Annotated in this window: 20 protein-coding genes; 11 read left to right on the forward strand and 9 right to left on the reverse strand. The window is 69.4% G+C overall.

The window, feature by feature from the left end; genetic code table 11:
* Positions 1–39: 39 nt before the first annotated feature.
* From GF068_RS28205 to GF068_RS28220, 4 genes are all read left to right on the forward strand, one after another.
* A complete protein-coding gene (locus tag GF068_RS28205; protein ID WP_153822586.1) occupies positions 40–1,149 on the forward strand; it encodes a transposase in 1,110 nt (369 codons plus the stop codon).
* Positions 1,150–1,435: 286 nt separating this feature from the next.
* Positions 1,436–1,792 carry a helix-turn-helix domain-containing protein gene (locus tag GF068_RS28210; protein ID WP_153822587.1) on the forward strand — a complete coding sequence of 119 codons (357 nt, stop codon included), beginning with the start codon at positions 1,436–1,438 and terminating at the stop codon, positions 1,790–1,792.
* Positions 1,789–2,034: a hypothetical protein gene (locus GF068_RS28215; protein WP_153822588.1), complete on the forward strand. Its 246-nt coding sequence runs from the start codon at positions 1,789–1,791 to the stop codon at positions 2,032–2,034. The genes GF068_RS28210 and GF068_RS28215 overlap by 4 nt, the downstream gene beginning before the upstream one ends.
* A 170-nt stretch (positions 2,035–2,204) precedes the next feature.
* Complete coding sequence (locus GF068_RS28220; protein WP_153822589.1) at positions 2,205–2,513, forward strand: hypothetical protein; 309 nt, start codon at positions 2,205–2,207, stop codon at positions 2,511–2,513.
* 95 nt (positions 2,514–2,608) lie between these two features.
* Here the strand turns inward: GF068_RS28220 and GF068_RS28225 are convergent, their stop codons facing one another.
* A complete protein-coding gene (locus GF068_RS28225; protein WP_338046603.1) occupies positions 2,609–3,727 on the reverse strand; it encodes a transposase in 1,119 nt (372 codons plus the stop codon).
* 440 nt (positions 3,728–4,167) lie between these two features.
* Between GF068_RS28225 and GF068_RS28230 the strand changes: the two genes are divergently transcribed.
* The 5 genes from GF068_RS28230 (at position 4,168) to GF068_RS28250 (ending at position 7,095) form a co-directional block, all read left to right on the forward strand.
* Positions 4,168–4,368: a hypothetical protein gene (locus GF068_RS28230; protein ID WP_153822590.1), complete on the forward strand. Its 201-nt coding sequence runs from the start codon at positions 4,168–4,170 to the stop codon at positions 4,366–4,368.
* Positions 4,369–4,585: 217 nt separating this feature from the next.
* Positions 4,586–5,221: a hypothetical protein gene (locus GF068_RS28235; RefSeq protein WP_153822591.1), complete on the forward strand. Its 636-nt coding sequence runs from the start codon at positions 4,586–4,588 to the stop codon at positions 5,219–5,221.
* Between the two features lie 7 nt (positions 5,222–5,228).
* Positions 5,229–5,813, forward strand: a complete 585-nt coding sequence (locus GF068_RS28240) for a hypothetical protein (protein WP_153822592.1) — start codon at positions 5,229–5,231, stop codon at positions 5,811–5,813.
* Positions 5,810–6,535: a hypothetical protein gene (locus tag GF068_RS28245; RefSeq protein ID WP_153822593.1), complete on the forward strand. Its 726-nt coding sequence runs from the start codon at positions 5,810–5,812 to the stop codon at positions 6,533–6,535. Before GF068_RS28240 ends, GF068_RS28245 begins: the two co-directional genes overlap by 4 nt.
* Positions 6,536–6,561: 26 nt before the next feature.
* Positions 6,562–7,095, forward strand: a complete 534-nt coding sequence (locus tag GF068_RS28250; protein WP_153822594.1) for a hypothetical protein — start codon at positions 6,562–6,564, stop codon at positions 7,093–7,095.
* A 24-nt stretch (positions 7,096–7,119) separates the two neighbouring features.
* On the opposite strand, the gene GF068_RS28255 is transcribed toward GF068_RS28250, so the two are convergent.
* Positions 7,120–7,704, reverse strand: a complete 585-nt coding sequence (locus tag GF068_RS28255; protein ID WP_153822595.1) for a TetR/AcrR family transcriptional regulator — start codon at positions 7,702–7,704, stop codon at positions 7,120–7,122.
* A 94-nt stretch (positions 7,705–7,798) separates the two neighbouring features.
* On the reverse strand, positions 7,799–8,173 hold the full coding sequence (locus GF068_RS28260) for a hypothetical protein (protein WP_153822596.1): 375 nt from the start codon (positions 8,171–8,173) through the stop codon (positions 7,799–7,801).
* On the opposite strand from GF068_RS28260, the gene GF068_RS28265 reads away from it, so the two are divergent.
* The gene (locus GF068_RS28265) at positions 8,163–8,861 is read left to right on the forward strand and encodes a hypothetical protein (protein WP_153822597.1); all 699 of its coding nucleotides are present in this window, start codon (positions 8,163–8,165) and stop codon (positions 8,859–8,861) included. The two genes, GF068_RS28260 and GF068_RS28265, sit on opposite strands and share 11 nt — an antisense overlap.
* A gap of 4 nt (positions 8,862–8,865) precedes the next feature.
* Here GF068_RS28265 and GF068_RS28270 read toward each other — a convergent pair whose 3' ends face one another.
* From GF068_RS28270 to GF068_RS47175, 3 genes are read right to left on the reverse strand one after another with little or no spacing between them, the layout of a single operon-like run.
* The gene (locus tag GF068_RS28270) at positions 8,866–9,837 is read right to left on the reverse strand and encodes a hypothetical protein (RefSeq protein ID WP_153822598.1); all 972 of its coding nucleotides are present in this window, start codon (positions 9,835–9,837) and stop codon (positions 8,866–8,868) included.
* Between the two features lie 34 nt (positions 9,838–9,871).
* Positions 9,872–12,682, reverse strand: a complete 2,811-nt coding sequence (locus GF068_RS28275; RefSeq protein WP_153822599.1) for a hypothetical protein — start codon at positions 12,680–12,682, stop codon at positions 9,872–9,874.
* Positions 12,609–14,399, reverse strand: coding sequence for a MutS-related protein (locus GF068_RS47175; protein WP_153822600.1), 1,791 nt, complete (start codon positions 14,397–14,399; stop codon positions 12,609–12,611). Before GF068_RS47175 ends, GF068_RS28275 begins: the two co-directional genes overlap by 74 nt.
* Positions 14,400–14,811: 412 nt before the next feature.
* On the opposite strand from GF068_RS47175, the gene GF068_RS28285 reads away from it, so the two are divergent.
* The gene (locus GF068_RS28285; RefSeq protein WP_170319726.1) at positions 14,812–15,306 is read left to right on the forward strand and encodes a M23 family metallopeptidase; all 495 of its coding nucleotides are present in this window, start codon (positions 14,812–14,814) and stop codon (positions 15,304–15,306) included.
* Positions 15,307–15,311: 5 nt separating this feature from the next.
* Here GF068_RS28285 and GF068_RS28290 read toward each other — a convergent pair whose 3' ends face one another.
* The 3 genes from GF068_RS28290 to GF068_RS28300 all read right to left on the reverse strand — a co-directional run bounded on the left by GF068_RS28290 (position 15,312) and on the right by GF068_RS28300 (position 21,915).
* A complete protein-coding gene (locus GF068_RS28290; RefSeq protein ID WP_153822602.1) occupies positions 15,312–16,409 on the reverse strand; it encodes a DSD1 family PLP-dependent enzyme in 1,098 nt (365 codons plus the stop codon).
* A gap of 40 nt (positions 16,410–16,449) precedes the next feature.
* Complete coding sequence (locus GF068_RS28295; protein WP_153822603.1) at positions 16,450–20,283, reverse strand: serine/threonine-protein kinase; 3,834 nt, start codon at positions 20,281–20,283, stop codon at positions 16,450–16,452.
* Positions 20,284–20,412: 129 nt separating this feature from the next.
* Entirely contained in the window at positions 20,413–21,915 is a 1,503-nt protein-coding gene (locus GF068_RS28300) for a hypothetical protein (protein ID WP_153822604.1), read from the reverse strand.
* Positions 21,916–21,955 lie beyond the last annotated feature (40 nt).

Consider the following 21,955-nt stretch of genomic DNA (forward strand, 5'->3'; position numbering starts at 1 on the left):
ACGGGGCGCCCGATAGACCGTCGCCGGGGCCGGTGCCCGATGGCGAACGTCCTTTCCGACGAGAAGCGTCTTCGTGTCTTCGCCGCGCTGGTAGACGGCAACTCCGAGCGCGCCGTCTCGCGTATGACCGACGTCCACACCCGGACCATCCGGAAGCTCGTCCTTGCCCTCGGAGAGGGCGCCGTGAGCCTGCACAACCGGCTCGCGCGCGACCTCCGGTGCTCGCTCATCCAATGCGATGAGGTGTGGAGCTACGTCGGGAAGAAGCAGGCCCGCGTGACCGCGGAGGACGCGCCCGGCATCGGCGAGGCGTACACGTTCGTGGCGCTCGATGCGTCGAGCCGGTTCGTGATCTCGTGGTTCGTGGGGAAGCGCGACGAGCAGAGCGCCCGCGCCTTCATGACCGACGTGCGCGCGCGCCTGGTCGTGATGCCCATGGTCGCCACGGACGGCTTCGCGCCCTACGTGACCGCCATCGGCGCGTCCTTCGGGCCCGGCGTCGATTACGCACAGATGTCGAAGAATTACAGCGGGAAGCGACGCCGCGACGATGATCACCGCTACGAGCCGCCCCGTGAGCCCTTCATCACGAAGAAGCCCGTCTTCGGCGCGCCCGACATGGCGAAGACCTCTACCGCCTACATCGAGCGGCAAAACGCCACCATGCGGCACGTCATCGGCCGCATGCGCCGGCTCTGCTACGCGTTCAGCAAGCGCCCCGAGAATCACCGCGCTGCGATTGCGTTGTCCTACGTCTATTACAACTTCTGTCATGTCGTCTCCTCGCTTCGAGTGACGCCGGCCATGGCCGTTGGCATCACGGATCACGTGTGGTCGTTGGAAGAACTGCTCGGCGCGCTTCTGGACGCTGCGCCGACCGACCGCCCCGAGAAGAAGCCCCTCGCGCCGCGCGTGCCCGAAGGCCCGGCGCGGGAGTTGCCGAACGGCCGTGGCTTCCTCCGTGTGGTCGACGGCGGGAAGGGGACGGCGCAGCGTCATCACTTCGAGCCGCCCCCGGTTACCCCGGCACCCGTCGCCGCGCGCGTCGAGCCCGTCGCCGATCCGACTGGACAGCTTGACCTCTTGTCGTGGCGTCCGAAGCCCCGGCCCCCGATCCAGATGAGCCTCTTTCCGGACCTGGAAAAGTGAGGCACTTTGAACCGCGAGTGGGATACATGCCCCACTACCCGTGGGCGAGACCTGGAGACGCGTGGGCGAGACCTTCGGGGTTCGTTCGCTCACCTTGGAGACGTGTGGGCGAGACCTGGAGACGCGTGGGCGGGTGGTGGGCCTCTTTAGATAAGACTGGGCCCTTTTGACGCACTAGCGCGATCTCGGAGCTACGCTTCGGGGGCCTGAAAAGGCGCCGCCCCGATGGCGCTATCCACACCACCGGGGCGACTTGACGCAACCACGCTCGCACGAGGTCACGCCCATGCACGATCTGTCATGGCCCGGTTCATACGGCCAAGAGAACGACCCCCACTGCCCCGCCGAACCCGAGACGCCCGAACCAAAGCGCCGCCGCTCGGGCGCGCTCATGCTCTCCGCGGAGGAGGCGCGCCACGTGCGCGTCGCGATCCGCAAGCTCCGCCGCGCCTTCGGGAGCTTCCGCGCGCTCTCCCTGAAGACCGGCATCCCGGCGAGTACGCTCCGCCGCGCCGCGAACCCGAAGAGCTCGCCCACGGGCACGCTCGCGATCCGCATCGCATCGGCCGCGGGCGTCGCGGTCGAGGTGCTTCTCGGCGGCAAGCTCGTCGTGACCACGCCGGTCATCGGGAGGGCAGCGTGAGCCGGTCGCGTGTTCGGGATCGGGCTCGCCTTCGAGCGCCCGTCGAGACCACCGACCCGGCCGCGCTGGCGGCCTACGCGGGCACGCTGCGCCCCGTCGTCGCGAGCCTCCGGGCGTTGGTCGAGGATGCTACGGCCGCGCCGTCGCAACGCGTCCACGCCCGCGCCTTCCTGCGTCGTGAGATCCTCCGCGGCATCCGCGAACTGGAAGCCCGGATCGACGCCGCTACGCCGTCTACGTGACCGAAGGGGCGCCTATCCCCCGGGCGCCCTGCTCCCCCGTCCAGGTCCGACCCGCCTACGCCGCGATCCGGCGGCTTCCTCCCCTGCTAGCCCGTCACGCGTGAACGCTCGCCCCCGGTGCATACGCTCCGGATTGCGGCTGAGAACGCATTGCTCGTATACGACGGTGTATGAGGATTGGTATCAAAGGCAAGGCATTGAACGGTTGCGATTTCAACGAGCGCACCGCTCTCGCGGTAGTCGACACGTACCGCACGTCTCTAGAGACATTTGGACACGGCTTGCGTGCGTCCAGCCGTCTGGCGGTAAACGCCGTCGCGGCTGCGTCGGGCGGCGCGATGCTACCGATTACGAGCGTTGCACCGCTTGAGCCGGAAGAGAAAGCGGAGGTTCGGCGCCTGGTGGAGGTGTTTGCGGCGAAGTATTTCCCTGAATACGCAATCGAGATTGAAGACACTCAGCCATCAAGCGCTGGGTGATTACTTCCGAGCACAAGTAGAAACGGAAACGCGCGGTGTCGATAGTGTTCGGTTTGGTAGTCATAGCAAGCACCTTTGCAATACCGATACCACGCCTACCCGTCCGGGAACAGCGTCAACTGCCCGCTCCGGGGGCGCCACGCGAACAGGTCAAGCTGCGTCCCCGGTGGCGGTAGCGGCTCGCGCGGAGCTTCCCCCGTCCCGACCCTCGCCGGGGGCGCGGCAGGCGGCGTAGGAGCACGCGGAGCCTCGCTCGGCTTGGCCTTCCCGCCGTCGACCACGCGAAGGAACCCGCGCCCGTTCGGCAGCTCCCGAGCCGGGCCCTCGGGCACGCGCGGCGCGAGGGGCTTCGTCTCGGGGCGCTCGACGGGCGCGGCTGAGAGGATCGCCTGCATGAACTCCTCCAGCGACCAGACGTGATCCGTGACGCCCGCGGCCATCGCCGGGGTCACGCGGAGCGTCGAGACCACGTGGCAGAGGTTGTAGTACGCGTAGCAGAGCGAGATCGCGGCGCGGTGGTTCTCGGCCTTCTTGCTGAACGCGTAGCAGAGCCGGCGGAGTCGCCCGATCGTGTGCCGCATCGTCGCGTTCTGGCGCTCGACGTACGCCGTCGAGACCTTGCCCATGTCGGGCGCCCCGAAGACGACCTTCTTCGTGATGAAGGGGTCGCGAGGCGGCTCGTAGCGGTGATCGCCCCGCTGCCCGTCCGCGCGCCGCTTGCTCGTGTAGTTCTTCGACATCATCGCGTAGTCGACGCCGGGCCCGAAGGACGCGCCCACGGCGGCCACGTAGGGCGCGAACCCGTCCGTCGCGACCATGGGCATCACGGCGAGCCGGGCGCGGACGTCGGCCATGAACTCCCGCGCGGTCTGCTCGTCGCGCTTCCCGACGTGCCACGAGATCACGAACCGGCTCGACGCGTCGAGCGCGACGAACGTGTACGCCTCGCCGATCCCTGGCGCGTCATCCGCGGTCACGCGGGCCTGCTTCTTCCCGACGTAGGACCAGATCTCGTCGCACTGGATGAGCGAGCACCGGAGGTCCCGCGCGAGGCGGTTGTGGAGGCTCTGCGCGCCCCGCCCGAACGCGAGCGCTAGGCGGCGGATCGTCTTCCGATCCACGTCGGTCATCCGCTCGACGGCGCGCTCGGAGTTGCCGTCGACCAAAGCAGCAAGCACGCGGAGACGCTTCTCCGGATCCAGGACGTTCGCCACGGTCCCCTCGCCAGCGCTCCGGCGTCGGACCGCGATCTCGCGGCTTCCGACCCATCGGAGCGGTTCAAGTGATGGGACGAGAATAGCATAACGTGCATGAATCGCGCGCACGTTTGTGGCGCAGGTAGGACGCATAATGTCCTACGTCACGCGGTTCCGCGGCGTTCGTCGCGGGCTACGACGTTCCACGTTCGTGCACGTTTAGCGATTGTTGCACGATTAAAGTGCTTCCCTTGTGCCGTCGCGGGATGGAGCTACGGTGCGGGCTGCTCGCCAAAGCGAGAAGGCCGGGGAGCTGCCAACTCCCCGGCCTTCTCCGTCGCTTTGAGCGACGCGCGACGAAAGCCCTCGCCGCGGTATGCACCCGTGTATTAGCGCAATGCGCGGGCAGTGGGTAGGGCTTTCGTCGCGACTTCGGACCATTTCGACCGGAGGACGCAATGAAGACGAAGAAGAACGCTCCGCCCCCTGCGAACGACAACGCCGACCAGCCGATGGGGGAGGGCTCGCCGGACGAGCGCCCGAGCGAGGAGAGAACCGGGCGCCATCCGGATCGACGGCCGAAGTACCCGCTCGTCGATCCGGGTCTCCGCCCGAAGCCGATCCCCTTCCGGAAGGTCCCTCATGTCCACCGTCGCTGAACAGGTCGATCGGGCAGGGGCCAGCCCCACCGAGGTAGACCCGGAGGGCCCGCGAAAAAGTGGGCCCTTTTAGGGCGCGGCGAGCGGGCGGACTGGGGGATTTACCCCACCACCCGTGGGCGAGACCTGGAGACGCGTGCACGAGACCTTGGGGTCTGTCGAAAACCTGCCCTTCACCCTCCGCGCGCCTCGGAGGCGCGTCGTTTGGTGGCAGCGGATGCGTGTCCCCGTCGCCACCGCGGAGCGTGTGCGCGCGTGTATCGACGAGCTCGGCGGCGAGCTTGGAACCGGCTATTACACGTTCGACACCACGGTGAAGGTCGACGAAGAGGGCCGCGTGGTGGAGGTGAAGGGCAAAGGCGTGCCCCATCCGGAGCTCGCGATATGCATGCGGATCGCGTTGCGAAGCATGACGGTCCCGGAAGAGCTCCTTCGGGTGCGCGCGCTACGCGTGCCCGAGCCGGCCGCGAAAACGAACGGGCAGGCGCCGGACGAGCCTGGGCTCGTCGGCCACCCCGCGGTGGCCGTAATCGTGGCGGTCGCGCTCGCCGACGTCTTCATCGAAGTGGGCACGACCGTGATCGTGCTGGCCGCTGCGGTGGAGATGAGCGGGGAGATCGCGAAGACGGTGCGGAAGGAGGACGATGACGACGACGACCCGTGTCAAAAGCACGTGAACGCTTGCCTGGAAAAGCCGCTGGCGGACAGACCGGGCAGCGTACATGGAGAAACGAGGTGCAGGATGTGCTGGTTGAAGTGCACGGGGACGAAGACGAAGGAGTGGCCCAAAAAGGTTCGGCTGACGCGCGGCTACGGCTCTTGCGAGTATTGGTTGCCCGGATGGCCGCGGTAGGACGAACATGAGCACGGAAGAGGAAAGAGTCGACCAGGTATTCTGGGAGTTCGCGAAGGCGAGCGACGCCCTCTTGGTCCGATCGTTGAAGCGGACCCGTACCTTCGACGAGGTCGTCGACGACCACCGTCGTCTCGAGGCGGATTTCGTGGCGCGCATGGCCGACAGCGCATGGGGTGCGCTCGAGATCAAGCGGCGCATCGCCGAAACGATCCTCGCGCTAGCGCATGGGAAGCACCCACCCTTCGAGGTCTGCCGCGAGGCATGGAACGATCTCATTCGGCTCGGGTTCACGAATATCGAGAAAGAATGCACGGTGACAGGATTTTACGCGGACTGCTGCGCGTACGACGAGCAGCCCGCGGAGGGGCTCGCGGTGCTCGAACCCCTGCTCGCCAAGCTCGCGCGCGGCCTCGACGAAGCCAAGGCGGCGCAGCAATTCACGGAGTTCTACGAAGAAGAGCTCGAGCGCCTTGGCGACATCCGTGACGATCTCCTGGCCCAACAAAGAGGCGAGCAGATCCCGGGGAGAAGGACGCGGCGCATCGACGAGGCGCGCCGCAGCTCCCCGAAAGAAGACGGAACCCCGTGAGCGCCAGGGCGAGCTCGAAGCGCAGCGGTGTACGAACGCTCTTCTCGTTCGGACTCCTCGGCTGCGCGATGCTGGCGCTCGTCCCGCTCGGCTGCGCGGCCACGATCCGCCACCGCGCGGACGACCGCCCGCGTGTCCCCGCCGCCACCGCCGAGCGTGTGCGCGCGTGTATCGACGAGCTCGGCGGCGAGCTTGGAACCGGCTATTACACGTTCGACACCACGGTGAAGGTCGACGAAGAGGGCCGCGTGGTGGAGGTGAAGGGCAAAGGCGTGCCCCATCCGGAGCTCGCGATATGCATGCGGATCGCATTGCGAGGCATGACGGTGCCGGAAGAGCTCCTCCGGGTGCGCGAGCTGCGTTTACCTGAATCGGCCGCGAAAACGAACGGGCAGGGGCCGGACGAGCCTGGGCTCGTCGGCCACCCCGCGGTGGCCGTGGTCGTGGTTGTCGCGCTCGCCGACGTCATCATCGACGTGGGCACGACCGTCCTCGTGCTGGCCGCTGCGGTGGAGATGACCGGGGAGATCGCGAAGACGGTGCAGAAGAGGGATGATGACCCGTGTCAAGAGCCCCTGAACGACTGCCTCGACTCACGTCGACAAAGCAGAGACGGGGGTAGGTGGAAACATTCAATATGCGTGACTTGCCTCGACAAATGTCGTAACGAGGGCAAATGGCCCGACGGGGTCATGATGTCCAAATGGGAGAGATGTAAATGAACGATGAGCTGGGATCCAGCCGAGAGATGGTAGGAGATGAGCTGGCCTTCTGCAAAGCCGGCGACCGTCTCTTCCTCGATGCGCTGAAGGAAAAGCTGAGCTTCACCGAGGCCGTCGACGCGTTCCGCCGGCTCGAGGCGGAGTTCGTGGCCCGCGCAGGCGACGATGAATGGGACGTGCGCGAGACGAGGCGACGCATCGCTGAATACATCCTGAGGGTGGCAGACGCCCATCACCCCCCCTTCGAGGTGTGCCGCCAGGCGTGGAACGATGTAATTCGCCTCGGCTTCTCGGACAAGTACATAGAATGCGTGATGACCTGGTATTTCGCGGATTGCTGTCGCTACGACGAGAACCCCGAGGAGGGGCTCGCCGTGCTTTTACCGCTCATCGCCGAGCTCGAGCGAGGGCTCGAAGAAGCGAGGGCGACGCAGAGCTCCATGGAGGAGTTCTACGAATACCACCTCGAACCCCTGCTGAAAATCCGTGACGAGCTCCTGGCCCAACAAAGAGGCGAACAGATCCCGGGGAAGAGCACGCGGCGCATCGACGAGGCGTGACCGCCCACGCAGGTCCCATCCCCTTCACCGCCGCCCGAGCACGCCCCCGAGCACGATCGCGTGCATCGCCGCGGACAGCTTCTCCACCTCGTCCCGCGCCTCCATGAAGATCCACGGCGGCGTGAAGCTCTTGTAGGCCCGCAGGATCACCCGCGCCGCGAGCTCCGGGGCGGCGACGTCGAGCTCGCCCGCCTCCGTCCCCTGGCGGAGCAGGTCCACGAGCAGCGCGTGTTCTTCCTGGTAAAATCGCTCGGACGCGCTCTTCACGGCAGGGCTGCCGCAATGGAAGAGGTCACACGCGTGCGCCCCGCCGTTCGCCTGCGTGAAATACGCCCGCAGCCGCGCGTCGAGCGCGCCCACGAGACGCTCGCCATACGAGCGACCGTCCGCCTTCACAGCCTCCCGCATCGACGCGAGCACGACCTCGTACCTCGAGCGCGACAGCTCCTCGACGATCGCCTCTTTCGACGGGAACTCGAGGTACACCGTCCCCACGCCCACGCCGGCCTCCCGCGCCACGTCCGCCACCGTGGTCTTCTGAGGACCGTAATGCCGCAGCAGTCGATCGGCGGCCTCCAGGATCTGCTCGCGGCGCGCGCTGTCGTTCATGAACCTTTCCCTCGAACCGTGAACGATCCTGCCACAGGTTCACGCCCGAGGGAGCCCCCTTCGTGCCGTCGACGTCCGCGGCCGTGCGTCCGGGTCACTCGGTGGCGGCGGTGCGCGGGGCCATGGGGCCGGGCGAGGTGCGCGGCGCGACCCGGACCGACGCGGGATCCGTGGGCGCCGTGCCCTTCGCCGCGCCAGCCGTGGCCGTCCCGGGGGCCTTGGCGGCGGCCGAGGGGGCCGGATCGGGGGGCAGGTCGGCGGCGGACATGGCGGGCACCGGCAGCGGGCCGTGGTCGACCTTGGGCGGGCTCGCGGGAACGACCTCCATCGGCTTCGGGGCCATCACGCCCTCCGGCTCGGCCGACGCCGCGGGGGAGGGCGCGGGCGCGTCCTTCTCGCAGCCGACGGCGAGCGGCAGGAGCCCGAGGGCGAGGGCGGCGAGGGCGAGCGACGTCTGCGTGAGCTTCATGCGCTCCGGCTTAACAGAACGGCGGCGCGGCGTCACCGGCGCGTGGTTTGCAGCCGCGGCAGCCATGGTGCGTGGGGCGCTTTGCGGGGGCCTGCTCCTGCTCCTGCTCGGCGGGTGTGTGGTCGTCGTGCGGGACGACGCGCCGCCCGCGTCTCTGCCGCTCGTCCGCCAGATCCGGCAGGAGGCATTGCAGGAATCTCCGCCGAGCGGGATCTACGTCGCGCCTCTTCGGTTCGCCGAGCCATTGGAGGATTTTGGCATCGACCTGCGCCGCGCCCAGGTCGGCCCCATGCCGCCGGGCGACGCCGACATGGAGCTGCTCCTGCGGCTCTTCGCGCGCACGCTCGAAGAGGTGCCCGAGGGCGAGCGGGCGGGGGCGGGCCTCGCCGCCGAGGAGATGCGCGAGGCGGCCGCGGCGATGCAGGGCCGGGGCCTCCCGGGCTCGCCGCCGCATCGGGAGGCTTTTACGCGTGGGGTCTCCGTCGGCGTGGAGACGCTGCTCGCGCTCGCGTACGGCCCCTATGGCGGGGCGGCGGACGTGGTCGAGCGCGCGGCGGAGCTCGAGCCGATGTTCGAGGCGACCCTGCAGGCGCGGCCGATGTCGTACGAGGCGGGGCTCGAGGTGATGCGGCGCGTGCTCCTCGTGCTGAAGGCGATGCAGGAGAGCGTGAGCGCGCCTCGGCCTTGATCGGTCAGAGCGTGCCTTTGAACGTGAATCCACTCACGATATAGGGGACGGTGGCGGCGACCTCCTGCCCCGTTCGATACGGGTTCCGGATCCAGAAGCTCACGTTGAGGAAGAGGCCCGGCGCATTGAATCGTTTGGGCCCGTTGTGCTCGTGAAATTGCCAGCCGAGCAGCGGGCCCGCGAACTCGATCGGGGTGATCGCGCTCGCCCGCGCCTCCTCCCCGGCGACGGCCTCGGCCGGGAAAAACGTGTGGTACACCCCGTGCCGCGCGCCCGCCATGAGGCCAAACGAGGTCACGTAGAGCAGGTCCGTCTCGTTCGTGACCATCCAGCCGTCGTCCTTCGCGAGCATGCTGAGCGGGAGGTCGAAATAAAATCGATCGCCGGGCCGGATCGTGAAATCGGTGTGGATGAACTGCGTGTCCGAGACGAGGAGGATCGGGCCCACCTTGGCCTGCAAGATCGTGTCGGCCGTGAAGATGCCCCCGGTCGTCCGATACGCGAGCCCCTGCGCGCCCCGCTCGACCTGCCGATCGTCGCCGAAATCCTCGGAGACGCGCCGGAACGATTGCAAGGTGTCGAACGTGCCGAAGAGGGCCATCCCCTCGTACGCGAACAGGAACTGCAAAAAGGCGAGGGGCTGGACGTCGAGCCGCAGGCCGCCGCGGAGGAACGCGGGCGTGATCGTCGTGACCACGTGGAGGCCGATGTTCGTGCGCTGGAGGAGGATGTTCTCCTGCGGGCCGAGCAGCGGGCGCTGGTAGCCGACGCGGAAGAACGTCGAGAGCCCGAGCGGGTTGTAACGCACCGCGGTCGTGCTCCGATAGACGAACCCTTTGTGCACGTACGGTTGTTCGTCTCGCGGGGGCGCGTGTTTCGGGGGATCACCGGCGAGGGCCGGGGGCGCCGCGAGGAGGAGCGCCCCCGAGAGGAGCCACGCCCGCGCTCTCGCGCGCGGGCCGGTCTGCGAAACCATGACGGCCGACGTTACACGAAAGGCGCGCCTCGCACTATGCGCGCGGGGCGCCGTCGCCGAGCTCGGCCGAGGCCGGGCTCGCCGCGGCGTCGAGGATCGAGCGCAGCGTGGGCATCACCTTCGTCCCGCCGAGGACCTCGGTGAGGATCGTCCCGACGTCCTTGCCCTTGAAGAGGCTCACGAGGTTCATGTTGTTCGCGACCTCCGTGAGCAGCAGTTTGTCGCCGAGCCCGACCATGGCCTCGACGAGCTGCTTCTGCACGGCCTGGCGCTCGGCCACCGTCGCGCTCGATTGCGCCTCGATGAGCTTGACCTCGAGCTCGCGCAGCCGCGCCGCGTAGGCGAGCTCGACCTCGTGCAGGAGCCGCTGCGCCGCGGCCCGCGCCTCCGCGTCCTTGCGGAAATTCTCGATCAACGCGGCCTTCTCCTCGTTCTCGCGCGAGAGGCGCGCCTTCTGCGCCTCGGCCTCGCGTGTGTCGGCGAGCGATTGCCGCTCCTTCTGCACGGCCTCGTCCTCGCGCGCCTTCGCGAGCGCGGCCTCGTGCGCGAGCTTGCGCGAGAGCTCGTCGAGCTTCGCCGCCCGCAGGCGCGCCTCGGCGACGAGCTCCTGCGTTTGCCGCTCGACCTCGGCGCGTAGCTTCGCCGACGCGAGGGCCTCCTGCGCCTTTCGGTCGCCGATCGCGAGCGTGACGCTCTCGGTCTGCACCTTCTGCATGAGCGCGGCGACCTCGCGGTCCTCGATCTCGGCGCCGAGCACCTCGACCTCCGAGAGCAACGTGCCGTTCTCCGTGAAGAGCCGCCCGGGCCGCGCGCCGTCCTTGCGCTCGCCGAGCAGCGTGTCGCGGAAGACCGCGGGCAGCTCGGGCCAGAGCGTGGAGAGCGAGAGCGTGCGGCATTTGCTGCGCACGATGGAGCGGAGGCGATCGACGATGAACTGGATGTAGTTCTCGTGGTTGAACCACCGCTCCTTGTGGTCCGGGAGGAACTCGACCGAATACGAGACGCGCACCGAGATCTTGACGAAATCGGCCGTCTCGACGGTGATCTTGTCGGAGATGCGGTTGCCGACGGTGCGCAAGAAGCAGGTCCGGAGCGGCTCGTCGTCGCTCTTCGGCGTGCCGGTGGAGAGCGAGAGCGAGGTGAGCGACTCTTCGTAGCCGAGCAAGGTCACGCACGGGCCCTCGACGACGCGGCGCGAATTCGCGCTCGTCACGAGCACGGCCGTGTTGTTCGGGACCATGACGGAGAGCGCCCAGGGCGTGGTGATGGGCCGCTGCGTGTACTTGTGGGGCTCGTTCGCGGCGATCCACAGGTTCCAGTCGTCCGCGGGCACGGTGCGCGTGACCTGCACCTCCTTGCGCGGATCGACGAGGTACGATTGTTTGCCGCGCACGAGGCGGACCTCGCCCGTCGCGAGGTCCCGCACGTAAATGCCGCTCTTCTGGTCGATGCCGATGGCCTCGATGAAGACACGAGCCTGGTCGTTGCCCACGACGGCCTGGCCCGTCTCGGGCGAGAGGCACTCGATTTCATTGAAGGGGACGAAGAAGGTGGAGACGCCCGTGAGGAGGAGCTCGTCGCCGGGGAAATACTCGTCCTTCGTGAGCTCGAAGCCGCGGGGCAATTTGGCGGCGAGGTCGGCCCGCTTGATCGGCGCGATGACGCGCAGCCAGAGCGCGCGCTGCGGGAGGAGCTCGTACGCGTCGTAGACGCGGTTGCGCGAGCCGACGGTCATGAACGTGTCGTACGGGCCAGGGAAGACACGCGCGGGGCCGACCTTGATCTCGCGCTTGCCGTCGGCGTCGACGATCACGCAATACTCTTTTTCGCCGAGCACGACCGCGCGGCGAATGAGGCGCGCCTGCCGCGCCTCGGCCTCGAGCGCGCGGCGGACCGCGGAGGAGGCGAGCAGATCCTGCACGGCGGCGGCGCCGACCCGGGCCTCGGCGGCGCCGCCGGCGGGCCCGGGCGCGGGCTGCGGAGAGGGGGCGGGGCCCGGGGCGACAGGGGCGGCGGCCTTTCGCCCCCGCATGCGCGCCGATTGATCGATGAACTGGTTCGGGACCTTGCTGCGCGCCTGGCCACGCAGGGCGAGCGCCTCGTCGTCCGCCGCGAGCTCCTCCATCGGCATCGCGTCCACCTCGTCGCGGCTCTGCGCGAGGACCTGCCGCGCGATCGCCGCGCTGATGGCCGCGCCGCTGTCGTCGATCGAGGTGTCCGGCACGATGTCCACGCCCGTCGGCGGGATGTAGAACTGCGTGTCGAGGCCACGGATCACGATGAGCTGCCCGCGCTTGAGGGGCACGGGGTCGAGCGAATCGACGGTCGTCGTCGGCTGCTCGTCGAGGTTCTCCGCCGTGGCGCGGGTGATCGCCGCGGAGCGCGCCGTGACCTCGTGATAAGGCGCGTTCTTGTCGACCTCGCCGTAGACCTTGACGACGAGGTACTGGTTCGAGGCGAGCTCGTGGGCGTCGCGCACGTCGGCGCGCTGGCCGGGGCGCAGGTAGAAGCAACACGGGCCCGGGATCATGGAGCGCGTGCCATTGCGGAGCGGGCGCGACTCGTTGCGGCCATTCTTGAAGCGACCGTTCGGGCCGCTGTCGCTCTCGAGGAGCGGATTGAAGAGGACCGCGTACTGGTTGTCCCCGAGCTCCACCATGCTCTGGGGTTTGCCCGTGGTGTCCTCGCGGAAACCGCCCATTCCGTCGTCGATGACGACCCTGTCGGCGGCGGTCGGCGACACCATCGTGGGGCCGACGTGCAGGGTGACCTCACCTTTGTCGTCGTCTTGAACCCAAAGGAATTGCCGCTCGGTGACGGGGATTTTTCGGCTGGTCCTCTCCATGCCTCGACTTTACACGGATCGAAGCGGGCGCATCCATGGAAGATCGCCGCTTCGGGCCCTCCCCGAGGCTCTCGGCGCGTTTCTTCCGGGCGATGAGCTCGGCGAGCTCGTCCCGCGTGACGCCGAGCCGCGCCGCCGTCTTGTGGGCGAGCGAGGTCCTGGCGACCCCGGGCCGGAAGCCGTACGTGGGGCGCTCGTTTTCGTCGAGATCGACCTGCAAGAATTCGAGGTGCGGGACGGGCGGCTCCTCTTCGAGCCGGCTCGCCAGGGTGAGCAGGTGCGTGGTCAAGAAGACCGGCGATTTCAGCTCCGGAAGGAGCGAGATGACGAGCCGCGCGATCTCCTCGCCCTCGGAGGGGTTCGTCCCGGAGCAGAGTTCGTCGAGGAGCACGAGCGAGCCAAACGCGAGCTCCTCGAAGAGGCGGCGGATGCGGAGCAGCTCCATGCCGAGCTGGCCCTCGGGCTGATCGCTGCGCGCCTCCTCGATGAGCGAGACGAACATGCCCGAGAGCTGCGGCAGGACCGCGCGCTCGGCCGTGACGAAGAGCCCCGCCTGGCCGAGGAGCTGCGCGAACCCGATCGACTGGAGCAAGCGCGTCTTGCCACCCGAGTTCGGCCCCGTGACGACGACGACGGCGTCGCCGTGTATGGTGGAGAGGTCCGAGGGGACGGGTTTGCCTTTGCCGGCGAGCAGGAGAGGGTTGTAGAGGCGATCGATCGTGATCCCCGCCTCGCCGGGGGGCGAGAGCTCGGCGAGGCAAACGGGCAACCCCTTGTCCCGCGCGAGGTCCGCGAGGTCGAGGCCGGCGAGGTAAAACTCCATGTCGCCGAGGAGCTGGACGAGGAGCGCGACGGGGCGCTCCATGCCGCTGAAGACGTCGTCGAGGAGGCGCTCTCCGACCTCGCCGGGCGTGACACGATACCCACGCAAGAAGAGGCGGATCCGGGAGAAGAAGCGGGCGATCGCGGAGGTGTGGAGGGGGTTCTGCTGGTTCTCGCGGATGCGGACGATCTGGAAGGTGCGCAAGGTGCCGTCGACGCCGACGCGGACGCGGAGGTCGACGGTGCCGAGGTGGCGTTCGTGATCGAGGAGGGCCTCGAGCCGCTGGTAGGCCTCGCTCTCCCGCACGGCGATGCCGAATTCACGGATGCGCAGGAGGCCGGAGCTCGCGCCCTCGAAGGCCTCGGCGAGGTCGAGGACGACCTCCTGCACGGTCCGGAGGATCTCGAGGCGCCGGTGGGTGTCGCCGCCGCGGCGCGAGCCGCCCTCGGAGCAGAAGGCCACGCGGAGGGCGACGAGGCGGCCGTAGACGCGCTCGAAATCACGGCGCATGTCGGCGCTGCTGGAGAGCTCGGCGAGGATCCGCTGGCGGAACGTGACGACACGGAGGTCCCTCGGCGGCTCGGAGAGGGCGCGGAGGAGGTACGGCAAGCAAGGCGCGACAGCCCGGCCGCCGACGCGGACCCGAAGCGCGCGGGTGAGGAGGTCCTCGAGGAAGATGTCCCGCTCGAAGTCCTCGCGATCCCACGTCGAGGACGGGAGCGCGGCGACGGCGAGCACGCGATCGAAGGCGTCCTGGGAGATGCCGAGCGCGAACGCAAACGCGAAGGTCTGGTGGAGCTCGTCGAGGTCGACGCGGACCTGGGCGTCCGCAGAGAGGAGGTCGGGGACGGGGACGGCGTCGTCCGAGGTGCCGGGAGCCTTCGAGGTCGTCACGAGGGAGAGGGATGGTACCTCGGACAGGCTCGGAGGATCGACGTTGTCACGAAAAGCGTCCCCCGCCCGATGATCCCCCCGAAGCGCCATGACCATGCCCATCACCTCCGTGCGGATCCTTGGAACCCTCGTGCTCGTTTTGTTCCCGGCTTGTGTGGGATCTGGAGGGGGGGCGGGCCGGGATCCGGATCGGAGTGGGAGCAGATCCTCTGCAGTTTCCCAACGTGGGGGGCTCCAGTCGGCCCTGAGCCGATTTTCCGCTGCGCGGAAAATCGTCGGGCCTTCCTCTGCCCCCCACCCCCCCCGCGCGCTCGCCTCCACTTCGCTGCGCTCCGTTTCGGCTCCCGCCTCCACCGGGGACGTTGGTGCTGCTGGTTCTTCAGGACGCATGCCGGATGAACCCAGATGGCCGGTGGGGGGGAGGTCGGGCAGGCTGCCGAGCGGGTTGTTCAATCCGATGCCGGAGGGGGTGGTCGCCGGGTACAGGGCCGACACGGGGCTCGACGTGATGGGGATCAAGAAACCGGTGTATGCGGTGGCTTCGGGGTGGGTCGATTACGCGGAGGCGGGGCACACGCTCTGGACCGGGCCGCGCGATACGCCTTATTGCGTGCGGATCGAGCTCGAGGCGCCGATCCCGTACGGGGAGCGCGAGATCACGCACATCTATTACGCGCACCTCTCCGAGCTCGCCCACGTGCAGCCCGAGGGGACGACGCCGCGGATGCGGATCGAGGGCGGTGACCGGATCGGGACGTCCGGCGTGGCGAACGGGAGCTGGCACCTGCACCTCGGCTTCTTGCTGGACGGCGAGGTGGAGCAGTCCTGGGGGACGTTCCTCCTCGAGGACGAGATCCGGGAGGTGATGGGCGATTATCGAAAAGGGGCGCGATTGCCGGCGCAGTGAAGGACCTAGCGCACGCGGCCGCGCGCCTCGATCGGCCAGACCTCGATCAGCTTGTCGGCCTCGACCACGTAAAAATGGTCGTGCAGGTGGATCGTCGTGTCGCAGTGGCTCGGCACGAGCAGGACCTTGTCGCCGACCCGGAGGTCGCTCCCCGCGTCGCCGAGCTCGAGCCGCCCGTGCTCGTCCCCCGCGAACGAGTACCGCGCCCCCTCGACGCCACGCACACGCGGCGCGCCGCTGTCCGAGGAGAGCGCCTTCAGGCCCGCGTCGACGATGACGTCCGTCGTCCGCGTCCGGCTCACCACGCTCGTCAGGACGAACAGCGCCTGCTCGAAACCCACGCCCTGCACCGTGCCGTAATGGTCGTCCATCACCACGTAGGAGCCCGGCTGGATCTCCGTGACGCCCGTGGCGTCGAGGGCAAACGTCGACGTGCCCGTGCCACCCGTCGAGACGATGTCGACCGAGAGCCCCGCGCCGCGCAGGAGCGCCGCCGTGTCCGTGAGCCTCTGCATGGAGGCACGAAAGCGCAATTCGCGCTCGTCCCGGCTCTGCACGTGCTGCAAATGCCCCTCGTACCCCTGGAGCCCGACGAACACGAGGCCCGGCATCGACGCGACCTGCCGCGCGAGCGCGAGCGCGGGCTCGCCCGGCAGCACGCCCGTGCGCCGCTGCCCCACGTCCACGTCGACGAGCGTCGGGATCTTCTGCCCCGCCCGCGCCGCCGCGTCGGAGATCGCACGCGCCGCGCTCGCGTCGTCCACCACCGTGAGGACCATGCCGTGCCGCGAGAGCGCGACGAGCCGCTCGATCTTCGTGCGCCCCACGATCGGCGTCGACACGAGCACCTCGGGGATGCCCGCGCGGATCATCACCTCGGCCTCGCCGAGCTTCGCCGCCGTCACGCCGATCGCGCCCGCCGCCATCTGCTTGTGCGCGAGGATCGGGCACTTGTGCGTCTTCACGTGGGGGCGCAGGCGCACCGAGCCATGAATGAGCCGATCGGCCATCGCGCGGATGTTCCGCTCGGCCGCCGCGATGTCCAGGATCAGCGCGGGCGTGTCGATCTCCCCGATCGATTGGCCCCTCGTCCACTCGAGCATGTTCGTCCGGTCCTTCCTTGGTGCCGCGCCAAAGGCCGAGCTACGCGCCCATGTGCGCCGCGAGATCGAGCGTGCGCCGGTGCTCGGGGACGAGCTCGACGAAGCTCCGCCGATGTGCGGGCCGCGTCAGCAGGGAGGCGCGCTCCTCGATGCGCCGCTTCGCGATGGAGAGCGCGCGCCGCGCGCCCTCGGTGTCGCCCGTCGCCGCCAGGGACTCGGCGAACGCGAGCCGCACGAGCCCCTCGCCCTCCTCGACCGCGCCGCCGCGTGAAGCGAGCGCGCTGATCGCCCTCTCGGCCATGGAGAGGGCCTCCGCCGCGCGTCCGCGCATGAGCTCGACCATCGCGAGCACACCCACGGCATACGCCCCGAGGGGCAAACCCTCGAGCGCGTCCGCCGCCGCGCGCGCCTCGGCGTCCGCGATGTCGAGCTTGCGCGCGTAGAGCGCGGCGATCGCGAGGTAGATCCGCGCCCCGGCCTCGAGCCTGCGGTCGCGCTGGAGGATCGCCTCGCGGATGCCGCGGGAGAGCAGCGTCTGGGCCTCGTCGAGCCGGCCCGTGTGCGCCAGGGAGAAGCCGAGGTTCTGCTGGGCCGCGCTCACGATCTGCGAGAGCCCCTGCGCAGCGCCGGCCTCGAGCGCGGCCCGCGAGGCGAACTCGGCCTCGACGTAGGCGCCGATCGCGTTGAGCACCGCGCCCTGGTTGCTCCGGTGCAGCGCGACGCTGCGCAGGTCGCCGATCTCGGTGAAGGCCTGGATCACCTTCTCGATGGCGGAGACCGCGCCGGCCGCGTCGCCCATCGTGTGCGCCCGGAGCGCGTCGGCCTCGTGCAGACGCGCGCGCGTCAGCGGATCACGTAGCGCCTCCTCGTGCGCCGCCGCGCGCTCGTGCAGCGACTCGGCGAGCTCGTGCCGCCCGAGCACGTAAAACGCCGACGCGACGCGCGCGCAGGCCGCGAGCTGCGTCGGCCTCGGCGCGCTCCGCGGCGCGGAGACGATCTCGGAGAGCGCCGCGGCCACGATCTCGAGCGTGCCTGGATCTCCGAGCTTCGTGGCGCACGAGGAGATCTCGCTCGCGGCCGCGCACCATGCGTCGGTGCCGCGCGGGAGGACGGCGAGCGCTCGATCCGCCTGGCGTTTGGCCTCGACGTTCTCGCCGCGCCATCGGTGCGCCTCGGCCTGGATGACGAGCAAGCGGCCGAGGCTGTCGCCGCGCGCGCCACACGCGATCCCGCGCTCCGCCGAGGAGAGGGCCTTGCCGAGATCACCGCCGAGCCGCGCTTGCTCGGCCGCGCGCGAGAAGTGAACGATCGCCTCGTCGAGCAGGCCCGCGCGGAAGAGGTGCTCGGCGAGGCGCGTCGGATCGGGCTCGCCGGCCGCGACGAGCCTGCGCGCCGCGAGCTTGTGCCCGAGCACGCGGTCCTCGTCCGTGAGCATCGCGTACGCCGCCTCGCGCACGTAGGCGTGCCGGAACGAGTACATCTCCACGTGGTTGTCGTGCCGCGTGAGGCTCACCTCGCGGAGCTCGAGGACCTCACGCGCGCAGAGCTCGGCGAGCCGGGCGCCCACGTCGCGCGTCTCGTCGCCGAGCAGCGCCGAGACGTCCGCCTCGCTGAACACGTCGCCGTACACGCTCGCCGCGCGCAGCGCCCGCCGCGCGCGGGGATCGAGCTCCTCGAGCATGCCCTGCACCATCGCGATCACACTCTCGGGCAGGGCACGGTCCCGGCCTTGCGCTGCCGCGCGCACGAGCTCTTCCAGGAAAAACGCGTTGCCCCCGGCGCGCTCCACGATCTGCGTGATCACGTTGCTCTTCGCGCGCGGCCCGAGCGCCGCGCGCGCGAGCCTTTGGCTGTCTCCATCCGCGAGCGGCGCGAGCGAGATCGTGAGCGGCGCGCGTGCGGCCCAGAGGTCGGGGAACGTGCGCGCGAGCTCCGGCCTGCCGAGCGCGAGCACCACGAGCGGCGCGTGTTGCGCGAGCGCCGCGTCGACGAGGTTCAAGCTGGGCAGGTCGCCGAAATGCAGGTCCTCGAGCACGAGCAGGAGCGGGTGGGCGCGGCACTCGGCGACGACGAGCTCCTCGAACGAGCGGCGGATGCGGTCGCCCATCAAGGTCGCGTTGCGTCGCGCGGCGGCGAGCCCCGGGCGGCCCTCGCCCTCGAAGGGCAAACCCGAGAGCTCGGCCAAAAACTCCGCGACCGACGCGGCGCGGATCGGGTCGAGGTGACGGCCGACGCGGGCCCGGAGCTTGCGCCGCGCGACCTCGAGAGGCTCGCCCGTGGTCACGTTCGCCGCCCTGCGCAGCGCCCGCGCGAGCAGGCCGAACGACGAGCCCGCGGCGATCGGATCTCCCTGGCCGATCCACACCTCCGCCGGCCGCCCGCGCTCGCCGAGCCAGCGCAAGAGCTCGTGTCGGAGGCGGGATTTGCCGATGCCCGCCTCGCCCGTGACGATCACCGCACGCGGCGCGCGCTCGCGCTCGGCCTCTTCGAAGAGGCGCTGGATCGTGGCGAGCTCCATGTCGCGACCGACACACGGCGTGGGCCTGCCGAGCAGCGTCCGCGCGGGCTCGCCGACGTCGCGCTCGCCGAGCAGGAAGAGGCCCCGCTCGTCGCCGCTCACGTCGAAGCGCGCGCCGAGCAGGCCCGCGGTCACGTCGTCGACCGCGATCGCGTCGCGCGGCGCGCGCGAGAGCATGGGCAAGAAGGGCTCGATCGTCGCCGAGGCCGGCGCCTCGCCCGCGCTCTCCGCCGCGACGATCGCCGTGCGCTCGCCGTCGACACGATCGGCGAACGTGAGCGCGCATTTCGCGGCGCGCGAGGCCTCGTCCGTCGCCGCGCCCGATCCGTGGAAGCTCACGAGCAGGTGCCCGTCGAGCAGCACGTCGACGGCGCCGCCGAGCCCCGCGGCGACCTCCTCGAGCGCCGATGTGCCCGCGGCGAGCGCCTCCGGCCCCTCCGGCAGCTCCACGACCAGCACGCAGCGCACGCGCCGCTCCTCGCCGCCGAGCGCTCCACCTGGCAGCGAGACCGCCTCGACCGTGGTCTCGTCGAGCTCTCCTTCGAGCGCCGCTTCGAGCTCGCGCGCGAGCGCCGCTGCGCTGTCGGGTCGCTCCTCGGGCGCGCGCGCGAGCATCCGCGCGAGCAGCGCCTCGAGCCACGGCGGTGCGTCGGGGCGCAACGTGCGCAGGCGCGGCGCGTCTTCGACCACGACCCGCACGAGGTACGCGAGCGAGTCTCCGCCCTCGAAGAGGCGCTTGCCCGTGAGCGCGTGGAGCAGCAGGCAGCCGAGGGCGAACACGTCCGCGCGCGCGTCGAGGTTCTGCGCGCCGCGCGCCTGCTCCGGAGCCATGTACCCCATCGAGCCGAGCAGCACGCCCTTCTGCGTGAGCTCCTTCGAGGCGCCCCCGAGGCGCGCGATGCCGAAGTCGATGATCTTCGGCCGCTCGAGATCCCCGTCGAGCAGGATCACGTTGCCGGGCTTCAGATCGCGGTGGACGATCCCTCGCTCGTGCGCGACCGCGAGCGCCTCCGCGAGGCGACGGAGCAGCCGCACGGCGCCGTCGATGGGCAAGGTTTGTCGCTGGATCAGCCGGTCGAGGCTCTTGCCCGAGGCCCACTCCATCGCGATGTAGGGCAAGCTGCCGTCGCGACCGTGCGCGACATAACGCACGATGCCTGGATGCACGAGCGCGGCCATGATCTCGGCCTCGCGTTCGAAGCGCTCGACGTTCGCGGCTTCTTCTTCGAGCAGGACCTTGATCGCGACGATCTCGCCGGTCGTGTGGTCCTTCGCGCGAAACACGCGGGCCATGCCGCCTTGGCCGACGACACCTTCGACGACGAAACGTCCGTCGACAACCTGGCCCGGGAGCATGGGCGGCAAGTATCCGCGCAAAGTTCGGCCGGGTCCATCCCCACGAAAGGGGCGGCCGTCCGATGCGGGCGTCGAATTCTTGCGGGGAGGTCGGGGGAGGCGGAGGGGAGGGGAGTCTGTCCTGTAAAACTACGGGGCGGCCGGCGGCGAGACGTGGACGCCGCAGCGGTAGAACGTGCTCGTGACGTTCGGGTCCTGCGAGGCCGCCTCGACCTTGAGCTTCAGCGAGGTGACGCCGGCCGGGATGTTCGCGTCCTGGATGAAGAGGTCGTTCTGCGCGGTCTCCGTGGACACGCCGCCGGCGATCGGCATGTCGTTCGCGCCGAGCACCGAGACCTTGAGGCCACGCAGGCCCGAGCCGGAGCGATGGCCGCCGCAGGCGACGCTGACCGTGGCCGCGCCGGAGGGCACGTCGACGGAGAAGTAATCGATGTCCATCGGGGCCATGTCGATGTCGCCGTCGACGAAGTAGCTCGTCGTCGTGCCGTTCGGCGTGGGCTTGAGGGCCTCGGGCATGGCGACGTCGTCGTTCACGGCCGCCTCGAGCGGGTTCGAGCCGGTGCCGATGTGGTTCACGAAATAGAAATCGTTCGCCCCGGCCGCCGTGCCCGCCGCGCGCGTCATGAAGAACAGGTAATCGGTCCCGAGCTGGCAAGGCACGGCGATCTGCGAGGGCGTCTGGCCCAGCGTGACGTCGATCTCCGCGAGCTTCGTCAGGGGATCGGCCGCCGTGGTCACGTAGGCGATGAGGCCCGTGGTGGCCGTCGAGCCGCTGCCATTCTCGCCACCCGGATAGAAGTCGAAGTTGCAGACGGGGCGATCGCCCATCACCATCACGGCGTCCGCCGGGACGTTGAAGCTCCAGATGTCGACGTCCGTCGCGCTCGAGAAGCCGCCCCACTGGAGCGAGATGAAATAGTTCCCGCTGTCCGGGTTCTTCGCATACTCGATGGGCGTGCCCTCGGCCGCCGTGTCGTTCGGCTCCTTCTCGTCCGCGATGCTCTCGGCCGACGGGTCGATCACGCCCGCGCCGATCGCGTAGTCGTACGTCGTGATGTCGGCCGAGGGCGCGCAGCCCGGCGCGCCGCCCACCCACACGTTGCATTCGGTGACCCGCATGCAGTACTCGTCGTCCTGCGACGCGGGGAGGATGGTATAAAGCGAGCTGTCATTGCTCGAACGCGGGAACGGATCGTCGTTCTCGGCGATCTGCACCCATTGCCCGCCTTCCTTCTTGTACACCGTGAGGACGAGGTCCGGGTACGTGTTGTCGAACTCGTCCTGCGGGGGCTTCGCGTCCGTCGAGATCAGAATGGCCTGCCCGGCCATGCCCTTGAACTTGTAGAAGTCCTCGTCGGTGTCGATCGGATCGAGCGTGTCCTGCAAACCGGGATCGTCGAGGAAGAGCTCTGCCGCGGTGTCGCAACTCACGTTGTCATCGCCGGGGGTCATGCCGCCCGAGCCCGATTGCGCGACGGAGCTCGAGCTCGAGCTCGACTGCGAAGCGCCGCCGCCGCCGCCGCTGCCGCCGCTGCCGGGGGGGGTCGTCGCGCCATCACTGCAGCCCGCGCCGGCCGCGAGCAGGCAGGCCCCGGAAGAAATGACGAGCCCAAGCAAAACGTTTCTACGCATGAGACCTCCACGAAAGATGCAGGGCGCGCGGGCGTTCGCC

The sequence above is a fragment of the Polyangium spumosum genome (assembly GCF_009649845.1).
GTDB lineage: Bacteria > Myxococcota_A > Polyangia > Polyangiales > Polyangiaceae > Polyangium > Polyangium spumosum.